We start from the raw sequence: 13,062 nt of genomic DNA on the forward strand, positions 1-13,062 counted from the left end.
GTGCGCAGGCCGGTGCCCAGGCGGGCGCGCGCGCGGCCCAGGCGGAGGCCGCCGCCGCGGGCGCCGGCGCCGCACGCGCGGCCCAGCCGGCGCGCATTCCCTCGGCGCCGGAAAAGGTCGTCAGCCCCGCGCCGCACCGGCCCCGCTCCGGCGCACCGGCCGATGCGCCCGCGCCGCGCGCGGCCGCGAAGCCGGCCCTGCGCGCGCCCGGCAAGCCCGCTCCGGCCTCGGCCGGCACCGAGGAGTGGACCGAGTTCTGAGCCCGTTCCCGAGGGCCGCTCCCGTCCCTGCCGCCGCCGAGGAATGGAGCGGGTTCCGAGACGCGCGCCCTCGCGGGCGGCGGGAGGCGCCGCGGCGTGCGCGGCGGCCTTGCGGCCGGGCCGTGCTTCCGCCCGGACGTGTCAGCGGTCTTTGCCGGGCAGCATCCGCGTCAGGGTACCGTCGCGGTCGATGAAATGGTGCCAGAGGGCGCCGACGGTGTGCAGCACGACCAGACCGACCAGGATCGGTCCGGCGAAGCCGGCGTGCACCGTGTGGATGGCCTTGGCCGCCGCCTTGTCCTCGTCCAGCCAGACCGGGATGGAAAACAGGCCGAAGAAGCTCACGGACTGCTGCGCGAACTGCGACATCAGCAGGCCGGCCAGCGGCAGGGCGAGCACCAGGACGACCATGGCCCAGTGGACCGTGGATGCCAGGCGCAATTGCCAGGATTGACCGACAGGCTGCGGGCGGCCGGTGTTCAGCCGCGTCGCCACCCAGGCGATCATCAAGGCCAGGGCCGTCAGCCCGAAGCTCTTGTGGAAGAACATGAGCTGTCCCTTGACGGGATCGCCGCGCTCGTAGCCGCCGGCGGCGACCACACAGACCACCGCCGCGGCGATGATGACGAACAACGACCAGTGCAGGAATTTGAGTGAAGGGCTCCAGGTGGTGGGTGTGGCAGGCATGTGATCCCCCTTGGTCTGAGCGATGCAAGCGGATGATGGAATGGCGATTCTGTCGAATGCGGTTCTGCCGAATGGCCATTCTGACTATAGCCTGAATGGGAACGCATTTTGCACGTACAAGATACAGGATGTGATGGCCTGCCCGAAAGGGAGGGCAGGCAAGCGCGCCGGCCTCGTTCGCCTCGTGCCTCTGGACGCGGCGGCCTGGCCGGCAGAACCGGCGGAGTCGGCGCGGCACGCGCAAACACGCTACAATTCAGGGTTACTCTTTGCGGGGTCGGGCCTGCTTTTCCCCGAGAAAAGCGGGCGCATTCCGCAATCATCCCGCTTTGACTGGATCGACGACACCAATGAGCCACACTCGCACGCGCCTTGTCATGGGCAATTGGAAAATGCACGGCAGCCTCGCGGCCAATGCCGCGCTGCTCGACGGCCTGGTCGCGGGCGCTGCCCGGGCGGGCGCCGCCCAGCTGGCCGTGTGCGTGCCCTTTCCCTACCTGGCGCAGGCGCGCGACGCCCTGGCGGGCACGCAGATTTCCTGGGGCGCCCAGGACGTCAGCGTCCACACCCACGGCGCCTACACCGGCGAAGTCGCCCCGGCCATGCTGGCCGATTTCGGCTGCACCTGGGCGCTGTGCGGGCACTCGGAACGCCGCGCCCTGCACGGCGAATCCAGCGCCGTGGTGGCGGCCAAGGCCGCATCCGCACTGGCGGCGGGGCTGACCCCGGTCGTCTGCGTGGGTGAAACCCTGGACGACCGCGACGCCGATCAGGTCGAGTGCGTCATCGGCGACCAGCTCGATCCGGTCCTGGCGCTGGGCGCCGAAGCCCTGGCGCGCCTGGTCATCGCCTATGAGCCCGTCTGGGCGATCGGCACCGGCCGCACGGCCACCCCCGAACAGGCCCAGGCCGTGCATGCCTTCATCCGCGCGTCCCTGAACCAGCACGGCGCCGGGCAGACGCGCATCCTCTACGGCGGCAGCGTGAAGCCCGCCAATGCGGCGTCCCTGTTCGCCCAACCCGACATCGACGGCGCCCTGGTGGGCGGCGCCTCGCTCGTCGCCGAAGAATTCCTCGGCATCGCGGCCGCGGCCGCCTGATCCGAGAACACCCATAAGGTCCGGAGTCCTATCATCATGCAATGGCTTTCCTCGATCCTGCTGACGCTGCAGGTCATCTCCTCGCTCCTGGTCATCGTGCTGGTGCTGCTGCAGCAGGGCAAGGGCGCCGACATGGGCGCCGCCTTCGGCAGCGGCTCGGCCGGCAGCGTGTTCGGCTCCGCCGGCGCGGCCAACTTCCTGTCGCGCGCCACCAAGTGGGCGGCCATCGTGTTCTTCGTCACCACCGGCGGCCTGGCCTGGGTGGCCCACCACCCCGCCGGCTCGCCGATCGAATCGGGCATCATGCAAGGCTTCAGCGCGCCGGCCAAGGAAGCCGCTCCGGCCGGTTCCGCCGTGCCCGACGTGGGCGGCGGCAGCGCCGTCCCGTCCGTTCCCGCCGCGCCGTCCTCGGGCGCCGCGCCAGCCGCCGCCGTGCCCGCAGCGCCCGCCGCGCCGTCGGCGGGCGATGCCTCGGTGCCGTCCGTGCCGGCGGCTCCCGCCGGGAAGAAGTAAGGCGGGCATGGCATTGCGGCGGGCCGCGCGGCGGACGCGGTTGCGCGAGCCCGCAGCCGCCTGGTTCTGCCGCCGCTTCGCGGAGTCAGCCGCGCTTGCCCGAGTCCGCTGTTGTTTGAGCCTGCCGTGGCTTTGAGCCCGCCGCCGCTTGGATCTGTCGCTGTTGGATCCTGCCGGCGTTTGAGTCCGTCTTCGCGCCGGCCCGCCGGCGTCAGCCGGCCTGGCCGTCGTGCTCCGCCGCCATCCGCCGCAGGCATGCTTCCGCATCGCCGATGACGACTTCCACGCTGCAGGCGATCATCAGGTTCAGATTCAGGCCGAAGTCCTCCACCGTGCAGCCTTGCGCGTCGACGAGCCTCGATCCCTGGCGAACGCAGGGAATCTGCGCCGTCAGCGGGACCGCGACGTCGGTGTAGACCCATACCGGCGTCCCGCGCGCCACCGCGAAACCCACCTCGAACACCGTGCCCGAATCGGGCTCCGCACCCCGGAAGGGATTGAGATTGGCCATGACGAAGTCCGCACGCCGCAGAAGCTGGACGTTGGCCTCGAAGATCCATCGGGCGAGCGCCCGGCCGGCCAGCCCGGCGGGTGCCGCGTTGTCCAGCGGATAGAGTCCCTCGAATCCGTACCGGCCGCAGAGCCGCTTCAGATGCTGCCCGTGTTCGATGGCGTCCGGGCGGAAGACATCGAAGCCGGCGAGGTAGACGGAGGGGTTCGCGGGGGAGGCGTGGGTGGCATGGGTCATGGCGTCAGCCGGGTGGGCGCTTGGTCATGGGTTCGGGCGGCCGGTGAAGCGGGCGTTTCCGCGGGCGACAGGGGCGGGGCCGCCTGTTCCTGCCACCGGTGGTGGGATGTTAACGTTTCGCGGGATGTGCTGCCGGGCGCCGGCGGCTCCCTGCGGAGCCAGGCCGGCGATGCCGCCCGGCCATGGCCTCGTCTTTGTGCTAGAATGCCCGTCTTTGCCGCAGGGCAAAACGCCGTCGTGGTGGAATTGGTAGACACGCTATCTTGAGGGGGTAGTGGCGAAAGCTGTGCGAGTTCGAGTCTCGCCGACGGCACCATCGAATAGTCCAGGCTGATCCGGATCAGTCCGGGAAATCAAAGGAAACCCGCATGAACACTGGTTCTTGCGGGTTTTTTCTTGTCCGGGTGTTCCGGGTCGGGTCCCACAATCGGTACGAAGCAGTGGTTGGTGCGGTTTCTCACCCCTGGGCTATGCAGCAGGCTTCAGAGGAATGACGAGCAAGCAGGGTGATGCAGTACGGAGCCCTAGAACGGCGCTCCGCCAAAGTCGTCGACGGACGGATCCTCCGGGGCGTGCACGGCGTCCATGTCCATCATGAGCGCATCCGCGTCGGTCCCGCAGGACTTGTACATGACGACCTTCGTCCCCTTGTAGACCACCAGGCCGGTGAATTCCCAGCCCTTGCCGATGCCGCTGTACGCGACGTAGCTGTAGGGGCCGGTCGCAAACCGCACGTAGCCGGCGCCGCCGCCTGAAAACATGACGGAGCCCTTGTAGACCGTGATGCCGCGCTGTCCGGCGGCGAGCGTGATTTCCTCTTTTTCCGCCGTGCCGTAGCGGTAGGCCGGCGCCGTGCCGAGGTGGCTCAGGGAGACGGTCTTGCCGTTTTCCAGGGTGCAGCCGGCCGTGCCGCCGGCCAGCGCGGCGGAGGACAGGCAGGAGAGCGCCAGTAGGTGTGCGAGGTGTCGGGCGTGCCGTCTGAGGTTCATGGGAAGCCTGAAAGCGGGTGAGAGTTGCGGAATGGCCTTGTGCCGTCATTCAGCATACGCCATGAAGCGCGCCGTGTTCATCCGGTTCTTTCATCGGCCCGGGACGGATGCTTGGACGATCCGGCGGCCGGACACCTTCCAGGCTGGAGAAAAGCGGGACTGGAGAAAGCCGATCCCCTCAGTTCAAGCGCTTTTCGATCGTCCTGAGGGCGTGGAGCAGCACGTCGCGCAGGGTTTCCTTGGTGTCGCGGTAGCGCGGGGTCGGCAGGGTGATGGCCAGGGTGCATCGGGTGCCGCCGGGGACGGTGAACGCGATGGCCAGGGAACTGATGCCTTCGGAGTGCTCTTCGTTGTCCTCGGCGATACCCTGGGCGCGGATGCCGGCCAGTTCCTTTTCCAGCCGGGGCCAGGTGGTCATGGTTCTGGCGGTGTACTTTTCCAGGGTCAGGGTTTCGCGGGCGGCCTGGAGTTCGGCGGGGCTCAGCGCGGCGAGGATGGCCTTGCCGCTGGCCGAGCAGTGCAGGGGGAGGGTGGCGCCGACTTCGATGATGGAGGTGACGCGCTGGCGGGCGAGGATGCGGTCGACGAAGACGACGTGATCGGCTTCGGCCACGCCCAGTGCGACGGTCTCGTCGGTGTCGTCGGCCACCGCGGAGAGGATCGGGCGGATCAGTTCGGTGACGGGGAAGCGGGTGGCCGCGGCCAGGGACAGCAGCATGGGGCCGAGCCGGATGCGCCCGCCGCTGGTGCCGATGAACACGAGGGACTCGTCGGACAGCGAGTCGACGATGCGCTGTACCGTCGAGCGGGCGAGGCCGACCTGCTGCGCCAGGGCGGTGAGGGTCATGCCTTCGGAGTGCTTTTCCAGCACCCGCAGCAGCGCTGCGGCCCGGGCGATGACCTGGATTCCTTGCCTTTCGGCGTACCGGTTGACGTCGTTCATGGGGGTTTCTGGCCTGGCCGTAGGGTGTAATTTCAGTACAATTGTATTGTACTATGGTTTCTTTGGGCTGGCTGTCGTCCGGCGGGGTGCCGGATCGCGCGTGCGGGCCTGCCTGGGCGCCACGCCCGGCCGGCCGCGCAGCCAGTCCCCCAGCCGAGGGCGGTGGATGACATGAAATGCGCAGTCTATTACGGGCCGGGAGACGTGCGGCTGGAAGACCGTCCGGTTCCCGAGCCGGGGCCGGGCCAGCTGCTGGTGCGGGTCGACTACGTGGGGATCTGCGGCACCGATGTGCACAGCTACCAGCGCGCGGGCATCATCGCTCCGGTCCGGGTCTTCGGCCACGAGACGGTGGGCACGGTGGCGCGGGTGGGCGAGGGCGTCGCCGGGTTCCTGCCCGGCGAGCAGATCCTCTGCGGTCCGCCCACCCATTGCCGCGAGAACTGCCCGTCGTGCCGGCGCGGGGAGACCAACATCTGCCTCAACGGCTTTCCGCGCACGGCGGGCATCGGGGCGCTGGACGGCGGCTATGCCGAATACATGCTGGTCCACGACGTCCGGCACACGATGCTGGTTCCGGTGCCCGCCGGTGTCGATGCCCGCGAGGCGGTGCTGTTCGACGTGGTGTGCGTGGCCTTCCACGCCATCCGGAAGTCGCGCTTCAGGCTGGGCGACACCGCGGTGGTGAGCGGCGGCGGGAGCATCGGGCTGTCGGCCATCGCCCTGCTGAAGCTGGCGGGCGCAAGCCGCATCATCGCCCTGGAAGTCGCCGAGGACAAGCACGCGATCATGCGGGCCTACGGCGCCGACCAGGTAATCAATCCGGCGCAGGTCCACGACGTGGGCGCGGCGGTGCGCGACGCCATCGGCAGCGGGGTGGGCGCCGACGTGGTGTTCGAGTGCGTCGGCCGGGCCGAATCCGTCGAAACCTGCGTGATGCATTGCGTTCGGCCCGGCGGCCAGGTGATGCTGGTCGGCGCGGGCGCGGAGCCGCTGTCGCTGGTGACGGCGCGGTTCGTTCCGCGCGAGATCGATCTGCAGTGCTCCTTCGTTTACACCGAGGATGAGGTCCGCACCTATCTGGCGCTGATGGCCGCCGGCAAGGTCGATTTCAGCGCCCTGGTGACCGACGTGATCCGCCTGGAGGAGTGCGTCGAGCGGGGCCTGGAGCGCCTGTCCAGGCCGGGCAACGGGCAGATCAAGGTGCTGATCGCGCCCTCGGCTTGAAGGACCAAAGGACCAAAGGACCAAAGGCCACAGGCCCAAAGGGTGGATGGGCCGAGGACCTGGGAAGCCAGGAGGCTGAAAGTCCGATCCTTTTGAAGACACATCGGGGCGCCGGCTGCGCCCGCCTCCTTGGGGAGGCCGCGGCATCCGGCCCGCATCCGATGCGCCTCAATAAAAAACAATACATTTGTATCGTATAGCGGTATATTAACGATTATTCGGATAACGGGGGCCATTGCGAGCCCCAGACGGAGACAAACGATGATTCTTTCAGCCGGCAGCCATTCCGCCAACGCGCACGCCCCCGTGCGCACGCCCCGGGCCATTCACGCCTTCATCCTGCTCGTCGCCAGCGGCCTGTCGGTCCTGGTGACGGCGATCCTCGGCCCGAGTCTGCCCCAGATGCAGGCGCATTTCTCCGACGTGCCCAATGCCGACTACTGGGTGCCGATGACGATGACGCTGCCGCTGCTGGTCATGGCCCTGTGCAGCATCTTCGCCGGCGCGCTGGCCGACCGGATCGGGCGCAAGCCGCTGATGGTCTGGGCCACCGGCCTGTACGCGGTGGTCGGCGTGGCACCGATGGTGCTCGATTCGCTTTCGGCCATCGTCGCCAGCCGCGCGGTGATCGGCATGTGCGAGGCCATCATCATGACCATCAGCACGACGATGATCGGCGACTACTACAGCGGCCAGCGGCGGGAGAAGTTCATGTCGCTGCAGACCACGGTGGCGTCGGGCTCGGCGGTGTTCCTCAACATGCTGGGCGGCATGCTCGGCGGCATCGGCTGGCGGGCGCCCTATGCGATCTACGGGGTCGCGCTGCTGCTCATGCCGCTGATGGCCTATTACCTGTGGGACACGAAGCCGGGCCGCCCGGCCGGCGATGCCGCCGCGCCGGTCCAGGACGAGCCGGGGATCCGCTTCCGCCCGCTGCTGCTGCTCGGGATCTGCGCCATCGCCTTCCTCGCGGGCCTGGTGTTCCTGATGGTGCCGATCCATGGCGCCTACCTGATGGGGGCCATCGGCGTGGAGTCCACCGGCGCGATCGGGATCGCAATGGCGTTCAACAGCGTCGGGGTGGTGGCGGGGACGCTGGTCTTCGGCTGGATCGTCGCGCCGCGCCTGCGGGTGCCCGCGCAGCTGGCCCTCGCCGCCGCGATCGCCGCCGCCGGCTTCCTGATGATGGCCTCGGCCGGCGATTACCGGGCGCTGACGGCCGGGGTGATGGTCAACGGCTTCGGCGCCGGCCTGCTGCTGCCGACCATGGTGACCTGGAACATGCGCGAGCTGCCGTTCTCCCATCGCGGCTTCGGCAATGGCGCGTTCATCTCGTGCCTGATGTTCGGCATGTTCGTCAATCCGGTCCTGGTGGTCTACCTTTCCCACCACGCCGGCGGCCGGGCCGGGGTGATCGGGCTGATCGGCATGGCCATGGGCGGGCTGGCGCTGGTGGCGCTGCTCGTCGGCTGCCTGCGCCGCCGGCGCGTCGCCGGGCATGCCGCCTGAGGGCGGACGAAGGAATCGGGATCGCGGCGCCGCCATGCGGCCCGGCCCGCCGGACGGAGGGCCGGCGGGCCGGGCGGTGTGATATCTGCCGGGCCGGGCCGTGGGATGCGGCCCGATGCGGCTACTTGATGTAGCGATAGGCGGCGTCCCGCCCCCGGCCGTCGACGGAGAGGTCGGCGTAAGGGTTGCGGCGGGTATCGGTGACGACCTTGTACAGCGTGTAGAGCTGGGGCAGGAAATTTCCCCAGTTGCCGATTTCCTGGGCGCAGTGGGCGGCCCAGATGCGGCCGTCCTCGGCGGTTTCCTTGCGCCGGGTGCCGATGCCCGAGGATTTGCCGACGACGCCGGCATCGGTCTTCTGCCACTGGTGGATGCGGTAGCCCATGGGGTCCGGCTTGATCAGGCATTCCTCGCCCAGGCCCAGGCCGGCGACGATCACGACGTGCTCGTAGACGAGGTAGTCGCGCACCTCCGCGGGCACGTCCTCCAGCCGCTCGAAGCGGATGTAGAGGTTCTGGCGGCGGCCGTCGTCCCAGGTCTGGGGCGCGATGTGGATCGAGCCGATGGGATTGCCGTGGCGCGGGGCGATGGCCCATTCGAGCGGCTCGTGCTGCTCCGGGTGCCACAGGATGAAGCCTTTCTCCATGTTGCTCCAGAACCAGTCGATCATGCGCGCGGTGACGCCTTCGTGCTCCCAGTCGATGTGGGTGCCCATGGCGTCCTGGCTGACGGTGTATTTCATGGTGTGTCCTTGGCGAGTGTTTGCGGGGGGATGTTCCAGCCGCGCAGCCCCTGGCGGAAGATGGCGGCTTCGAGGCTGTCCGGATCGTGGATGGCGGCCGGCGGGCTGCTTTTGTCGCCCAGCGTGTAGTCGTAGATCACCCGTTCCGTGGTGACCATCGAGAAGGTGCCGCCGGCATCGACGAAATCGGCTTCGCTGGCGCGGATCGCCTCGTGGATGCGCGGGTCGCGGCGCATCTGCGCGAGGTCGTCGAGCGAGTCGAACCAGAATTCCTCGACGCCGTCGTAGGCGTTGACGCTGCCGTGGGCGAAGATGCTGCCCGCGAAGAAGCCGCGGTCGAAATCGTGCTGGGTGTTCAGCACGTACTTGCGCACCAGCCCGCCGCCGGTGGCGGCGAGCACGGCGGGGGCGTGCCGCTCCTTCCAGTGGCGGTTGAATGCGTCGATGGACATCCCCGGCTTGCGCTTGAGGAAATGGATCAGCTTGACGCCGCCCGCCTCGAAGCCCTCGTCCTGGTGGACGACCGTGCCTTCGGCCAGCATGAGGACGAATTCCTTGTCGCCGAACACGTGCGGCTGCATGCGCTGGACGTAATCCTGGGCATGGGTGGAACCGAGCATGCTGTCGATGCTGTCCAGCCAGTGATCGGCCATGTTGTCCCATTCCATCGGAGACAGCGGGTGGATCAGCATGTCGTCGGTGATCCCTGAAATCGAATAATGCTGGACGTAGCGCTTGAATGTCTTGCCTACGACGGATGGGGTCGTGATCATCAGGGCGACGTGGATGATGCCCCATTCGTAGAAATAGCGCTCCTGCGTGTCCTCCCGCTTGCGGCGGGCGGCGATGATGAACTTGATCATGAAGAGTCTCCTGGTTCGTGTTGTGAGTGGGGTCGGCGCGCCATGGCGGCGGGGCTGCAGGCGGGAGGCTACAGACTACAGGTAGCCGCGCGAGTCGCGCCAGAATTCGTCGGTCGGGCGTTCGAGCAGGAACGAGCTGACGAAGTCCTTGCCCGGCTGCAGCAGAGTTCGACCAGGCGGTCCCAGGCATGCAGGATGCTTTCGGGCGCGGGCCTGCCGCTCCGGGGCCATTCGCCGGGCAGGGAGAGCGGCTCGCGGATCGCCCGGTGACTGAAGAAGCGGAACAGTCCCGGCTGGCGCATGATTTCCGGCGCATGGTCCCGGTAGTACCAGCGTTCCATGGCGGCGACGTGGTCGATGGGGATGTCGTGGAGGACGACGCTCTTGAGCATGGGGATCGTTCCGGACGGAATGGGCCGCGCCCCCCCGCCGCGCCCCGGGAAGGGTGCGCGGCGAGGGGGCGTCCGAGGCTCAGCGCACGCCTTCGCCGGACATGGCTTCGGGGGTGAAGACCGTGTCGTCGTAGCGCGGCATGATCTTGTACTGCTCGCGGGCGTCGTTCAGGATCGAGTCGTAGTACCAGGCCCCGGACAGCAGGTCGTAGAAGCCGAACACCATCGGCGGCGCGGTGGCGGGGAGGTCGGGCATCACGATCGGCATCGAGAAGCCCATCTGCCAGAGCTGGTCGTTGGCGTCCCAGTGGTCCGCCAGCACGGCGACCCAGGTGTCCTCGTCCACGTAGTAGCGGCGCTTGGGCGACTGGTGGCGGAAGCCCTGCGCGACGGTGGCTTCGATGACCCAGACGCGGTGCTTTTCCCAGCGCACGTCGTCCGGGTTGAGGTGGTGCGGCAGCAGCACGTCCTTGTACGAGCGCTGCAGCGCGCGGTTGGTGTTGTACGGGATGATCATTTCCTTCTTGCCGAGGATCTTCCAGTCGAAGCGGTCCAGGCGGCCGTTGAAGACGCCGGTCTGGTCGAACATCGAGACCCCCGCGCTGGCCGGCGTCGGCGTGTCGCAGCAGGCGTTGGGCAGCTTGCGCACGCGGCGCTGGCCGGTCAGGTAGACCCAGGTCTGGCTGTTGTCCGGGTTGATCGATTCCCGCCCCACGATCGCCTCGCCCGCGCGGATCGGGGGGCCGTAGTTCATCATGCGGATCATCCAGAACACTCCCTTGAACGATTCCGGCGAGCCGTCCTCGAAGTAGTAGGGCAGCTGGAAGTCGCTGGACGAGAACACCGTCGGGACGTGCTTGCCGTCGCCGGTGCCCTGCATGCCGCGGACATCGACGTGGAAGGACGTGCCGCGCCAGTGCAGCAGGTGGTTCCACATGACCTCGGTGCCCGTCTTGGGGATGGGGAAGGGGATGCCGCCGTAGGCGCCTTCGAGGGTGTTGCCGGTGATATGGGCGCGCGTCGCGTTCTTGAAGGTGTTGTCGTAGACCCATTGCGGCGCGGCCGCGGTGCGGTGGGTCGGATACACGTCCACGCGGTAGGTTTCGGGATACTTGCGGATCAGCGCCTTGACGCCTTCGGTGAGCTGGTCGGCGTACTGGTCGACGTTCTGCGCGTTGATCGACAGCAGCGGCTTTTCGCCCGCGAAGGGATCGGGGCGCCGGCCGCCGTTCTTGAAGTCCGGCTGCGGCGTGGTGTAGCCGCCGGTCCAGGCGGGGATCGAGCCGTCCTGGTTGCCGGCCTTTTCGGCGCCGAAGGGCGTGAGCTCGGTTTTCAGCTTGGCCGCCTCCTCGGGGGAGACCGCCGCCGTCGCCGGCGCGCCGATGAGGGTCGTCCCGAGCACGGCAGCCGCTGCAAGTGCCAGTTTGAAGTTCATGCGTGACTCCTGATATCAGAACGTATGTGAAATCGATGCCGAGATGTAGTCGCGGTCGGCGTAGTACTGGCCCCAGTTCATGATGCCGTTCGTGGTCTCGGTGGCGGCCCTGCCGAAATAGTGGGTGTAGTTCAGCGAGCCCTTCCAGGAGCCCAGGTAGACGCCGGCCACGCCGATCGAGATGTCGCCGGTGCGGTGGCCGCCCAGCGCGTTGCCGATGGCGCTGGACTTGCCGATGGAGGCGCCGATGTTGATGGGGATCGAGATGTCCAGCCCGTCGAGGACCTGGCGGTACTTGGGCTCGTAGATGAAGCGGATGGCGAAGGCGTCGCGGCTGGCGTTCTCGTCGTAGTGGCCGCGGGTGACCGACAGGGTGCGGTTCCAGGCGATTTCGCCCACGAAGTCGGCTTCCCGGGCGACGAAAGAAGGGCCGAGCGAGGCCAGCCAGGAAATGTTCCAGTGGGCGGTGTCGCCGACCGGGTAGGGGCCGTTGACCGATGCGCCGTTGGCGTAGAACACCGGGACGCGGTTGGCCAGGGTGACGTTCTTGCGGATCGAGAATTCCGTGGCGAGGTTCACGTTGCCGAAGGTCCGGGTCGCGCTGATGCCGTAGGCCTTGGCGCCGGTGTGGTAATCCAGCCAGTACTGGCCGGTGGCGAAGTCGCCGGTGGGCGTGGGGAATTTCTCGTTGTAGCGCAGGGCGTAGAAGCCGAAGTCGGTCTCGATGCTGTTGACGCGGTAGCGCACCTGGATGCCGCCCTGACCGGAGTTGCCCGGCTGGGTGTCGTCGCTGCGCCGCAGGCCGCCGGGCCCGTAGAAGATCTCGCCGCCGTCGTCCAGGAGGTCGCCGGTCGAGAAGTAGCTGCCGGAGGCGGGCAGGCGGGCTTTGCGCCATTCGAGCTGGTAATAGGCGCCGACCATCAGTTCCGGGGTGATCTGGATGTTGCCCGAGATCTGGTTGACCGGCATGAGGATTTCCTTGGTCTGCGAGCCGGGGACCGAGGCCGCCTTGACCGCGTCGACCGGCGCCATGACGCCGGCGAGCGAGTTCGGCGCGAGGAACAGGCTTTCGCCGTAGATCACCGTGTGCTTGCCCAGGCGGAAGTTGGCCTTGGCGGAGCCGAGGTCGAACTTGCCGAAGACGAAGGCGTCCAGCAGCTCGACGTGCTGTCCCATGAGGTTGCGGGTGCCGGAGGTGTAGCGGTCGTAGTCCGCGGACGTGTGGTTGACCGTGCCGGGCGAGTCGTTGTCGTTGCTGCCGTGGTACAGGGTGTCGTACCAGGCGGCGCCGCTGACACGCGCGCCCCAGCCGCGCTTGGAGATGTCCAGCTCGCTGAACACGTCGAGCCGGTTCGACACGAGGCCCTTCCTGAAGTTGCGGTCGCCGTCGTCCTGGTCGGGATCGACCAGCAGGCGGGAGTCCGGATTCTCCAGGCGGTTCATCAGGCTGTACTTGACCGTCGTGTCCCACAGCACCCGCAGCTCCGGGTCGTCGGTCTCGATCTGGAAGGCGCCGGCCAGCGGCGGGATCGCCAGCCCGATCAGGGCCGCGGCGGCGGCCCAGCGGGCGGGATGCGGTGAGAGGCGCCGCGCGGCGCCCGGTCGTTTCCTGCGGGGGGTGTTCTCCATGGGTTTCCTCCTTTTTGACTGGCGG

Annotated in this window: 13 protein-coding genes, 1 tRNA gene and 1 pseudogene; 6 read left to right on the forward strand and 9 right to left on the reverse strand. The window is 68.1% G+C overall.

Annotated features, from left to right (window positions below; genetic code table 11):
• Positions 1 to 260 (forward strand): annotated as a pseudogene (locus HNR28_RS04960) (hypothetical protein); the annotation flags it as partial.
• A 141-nt stretch (positions 261 to 401) separates the two neighbouring features.
• Here HNR28_RS04960 and HNR28_RS04965 read toward each other — a convergent pair.
• Entirely contained in the window at positions 402 to 947 is a 546-nt protein-coding gene (locus tag HNR28_RS04965; RefSeq protein ID WP_151025647.1) for a cytochrome b, read from the reverse strand.
• A gap of 350 nt (positions 948 to 1,297) precedes the next feature.
• Here HNR28_RS04965 and tpiA point away from each other — a divergent pair, with 350 nt between their 5' ends.
• A complete protein-coding gene (gene tpiA, locus HNR28_RS04970) occupies positions 1,298 to 2,047 on the forward strand; it encodes a triose-phosphate isomerase (protein ID WP_151025646.1) in 750 nt (249 codons plus the stop codon).
• Between the two features lie 36 nt (positions 2,048 to 2,083).
• Positions 2,084 to 2,560 carry a preprotein translocase subunit SecG gene (secG, locus tag HNR28_RS04975; RefSeq protein WP_184142554.1) on the forward strand — a complete coding sequence of 159 codons (477 nt, stop codon included), beginning with the start codon at positions 2,084 to 2,086 and terminating at the stop codon, positions 2,558 to 2,560.
• Positions 2,561 to 2,771: 211 nt separating this feature from the next.
• Here the strand turns inward: secG and HNR28_RS04980 are convergent, their stop codons facing one another.
• The gene (locus tag HNR28_RS04980) at positions 2,772 to 3,308 is read right to left on the reverse strand and encodes a nucleoside 2-deoxyribosyltransferase (protein WP_151023938.1); all 537 of its coding nucleotides are present in this window, start codon (positions 3,306 to 3,308) and stop codon (positions 2,772 to 2,774) included.
• Positions 3,309 to 3,539: 231 nt separating this feature from the next.
• Between HNR28_RS04980 and HNR28_RS04985 the strand changes: the two genes are divergently transcribed.
• Positions 3,540 to 3,624: transfer RNA gene (locus HNR28_RS04985), tRNA-Leu, on the forward strand.
• A gap of 208 nt (positions 3,625 to 3,832) precedes the next feature.
• On the opposite strand, the gene HNR28_RS04990 is transcribed toward HNR28_RS04985, so the two are convergent.
• Together HNR28_RS04990 and HNR28_RS04995 are read right to left on the reverse strand one after the other, a co-directional pair.
• A complete protein-coding gene (locus tag HNR28_RS04990; protein WP_151023939.1) occupies positions 3,833 to 4,297 on the reverse strand; it encodes a hypothetical protein in 465 nt (154 codons plus the stop codon).
• 178 nt (positions 4,298 to 4,475) lie between these two features.
• Positions 4,476 to 5,240, reverse strand: a complete 765-nt coding sequence (locus HNR28_RS04995; RefSeq protein ID WP_151023940.1) for an IclR family transcriptional regulator — start codon at positions 5,238 to 5,240, stop codon at positions 4,476 to 4,478.
• Positions 5,241 to 5,411: 171 nt separating this feature from the next.
• Between HNR28_RS04995 and HNR28_RS05000 the strand changes: the two genes are divergently transcribed.
• Both HNR28_RS05000 and HNR28_RS05005 read left to right on the forward strand, forming a co-directional pair.
• On the forward strand, positions 5,412 to 6,467 hold the full coding sequence (locus HNR28_RS05000) for a zinc-dependent alcohol dehydrogenase (protein ID WP_151023941.1): 1,056 nt from the start codon (positions 5,412 to 5,414) through the stop codon (positions 6,465 to 6,467).
• 261 nt (positions 6,468 to 6,728) lie between these two features.
• Positions 6,729 to 7,976, forward strand: a complete 1,248-nt coding sequence (locus tag HNR28_RS05005) for an MFS transporter (RefSeq protein WP_151023942.1) — start codon at positions 6,729 to 6,731, stop codon at positions 7,974 to 7,976.
• Positions 7,977 to 8,097: 121 nt separating this feature from the next.
• Here HNR28_RS05005 and HNR28_RS05010 read toward each other — a convergent pair whose 3' ends face one another.
• The 5 genes from HNR28_RS05010 to HNR28_RS05030 all read right to left on the reverse strand — a co-directional run bounded on the left by HNR28_RS05010 (position 8,098) and on the right by HNR28_RS05030 (position 13,037).
• Entirely contained in the window at positions 8,098 to 8,718 is a 621-nt protein-coding gene (locus HNR28_RS05010; protein ID WP_151023943.1) for a hypothetical protein, read from the reverse strand.
• On the reverse strand, positions 8,715 to 9,581 hold the full coding sequence (locus tag HNR28_RS05015) for an EthD domain-containing protein (RefSeq protein ID WP_151023944.1): 867 nt from the start codon (positions 9,579 to 9,581) through the stop codon (positions 8,715 to 8,717). Before HNR28_RS05015 ends, HNR28_RS05010 begins: the two co-directional genes overlap by 4 nt.
• A 68-nt stretch (positions 9,582 to 9,649) precedes the next feature.
• Positions 9,650 to 9,973: a hypothetical protein gene (locus tag HNR28_RS05020; RefSeq protein WP_151023945.1), complete on the reverse strand. Its 324-nt coding sequence runs from the start codon at positions 9,971 to 9,973 to the stop codon at positions 9,650 to 9,652.
• Between the two features lie 79 nt (positions 9,974 to 10,052).
• The gene (locus HNR28_RS05025; protein ID WP_151023946.1) at positions 10,053 to 11,408 is read right to left on the reverse strand and encodes a DUF1329 domain-containing protein; all 1,356 of its coding nucleotides are present in this window, start codon (positions 11,406 to 11,408) and stop codon (positions 10,053 to 10,055) included.
• A 15-nt stretch (positions 11,409 to 11,423) separates the two neighbouring features.
• The gene (locus HNR28_RS05030; protein WP_170288418.1) at positions 11,424 to 13,037 is read right to left on the reverse strand and encodes a DUF1302 domain-containing protein; all 1,614 of its coding nucleotides are present in this window, start codon (positions 13,035 to 13,037) and stop codon (positions 11,424 to 11,426) included.
• Positions 13,038 to 13,062: the final 25 nt, after the last annotated feature.

It is taken from the genome of Castellaniella defragrans (genome assembly GCF_014203015.1).
Lineage (GTDB): Bacteria > Pseudomonadota > Gammaproteobacteria > Burkholderiales > Burkholderiaceae_B > Castellaniella > Castellaniella defragrans.